At 56.3% G+C, this 1176-nt stretch carries 1 rRNA gene; it reads left to right on the top strand.

Features of this window, described 5'->3' with window-relative positions:
• Positions 1 to 1174, top strand: a 23S ribosomal RNA gene (locus tag ACGF07_RS35630); the annotation flags it as partial.
• Positions 1175 to 1176: the final 2 nt, after the last annotated feature.

Below are 1176 nucleotides of genomic sequence, written 5' to 3' on the forward strand. Positions count from 1 at the left end.
GAGCTGGGGGTGGCCGCAGAGACCAGCGAGAAGCGACTGTTTACTAAAAACACAGGTCCGTGCGAAGCCGTAAGGCGATGTATACGGACTGACGCCTGCCCGGTGCTGGAACGTTAAGGGGACCGGTTAGCTCAGTTTTCGGACTGGGCGAAGCTGAGAACTTAAGCGCCAGTAAACGGCGGTGGTAACTATAACCATCCTAAGGTAGCGAAATTCCTTGTCGGGTAAGTTCCGACCTGCACGAATGGCGTAACGACTTCTCGACTGTCTCAACCATAGGCCCGGTGAAATTGCATTACGAGTAAAGATGCTCGTTTCGCGCAGCAGGACGGAAAGACCCCGGGACCTTTACTATAGCTTGATATTGGTGTTCGGTTCGGCTTGTGTAGGATAGGTGGGAGACTGTGAAGCGGCAACGCCAGTTGTTGTGGAGTCGTCGTTGAAATACCACTCTGGTCGTGCTGGATGTCTAACCTGGGTCCGTGATCCGGATCAGGGACAGTGTCTGGTGGGTAGTTTAACTGGGGCGGTTGCCTCCTAAAGGGTAACGGAGGCGCCCAAAGGTTCCCTCAGCCTGGTTGGCAATCAGGTGTTGAGTGTAAGTGCACAAGGGAGCTTGACTGTGAGACTGACGGGTCGAGCAGGTACGAAAGTAGGGACTAGTGATCCGGCGGTGGCTTGTGGAAGCGCCGTCGCTCAACGGATAAAAGGTACCCCGGGGATAACAGGCTGATCTTCCCCAAGAGTCCATATCGACGGGATGGTTTGGCACCTCGATGTCGGCTCGTCGCATCCTGGGGCTGGAGTAGGTCCCAAGGGTTGGGCTGTTCGCCCATTAAAGCGGTACGCGAGCTGGGTTTAGAACGTCGTGAGACAGTTCGGTCCCTATCCGCTGTGCGCGTAGGAGTGTTGAGAAGGGCTGTCCCTAGTACGAGAGGACCGGGACGGACGAACCTCTGGTGTGCCAGTTGTCCTGCCAAGGGCATGGCTGGTTGGCTACGTTCGGGAGGGATAACCGCTGAAAGCATCTAAGCGGGAAGCCTGCTTCGAGATGAGCACTCCCACCTCCTTGAGAGGGTAAGGCTCCCAGTAGACGACTGGGTTGATAGGCCGGATATGGAAGCCCTGTGAGGGGTGGAGTTGACCGGTACTAATAGGCCGAGGGCTTGTCCTCAG

It is taken from the genome of Kitasatospora sp. NPDC048194, assembly GCF_043202455.1.
Classification (GTDB): domain Bacteria; phylum Actinomycetota; class Actinomycetes; order Streptomycetales; family Streptomycetaceae; genus Kitasatospora.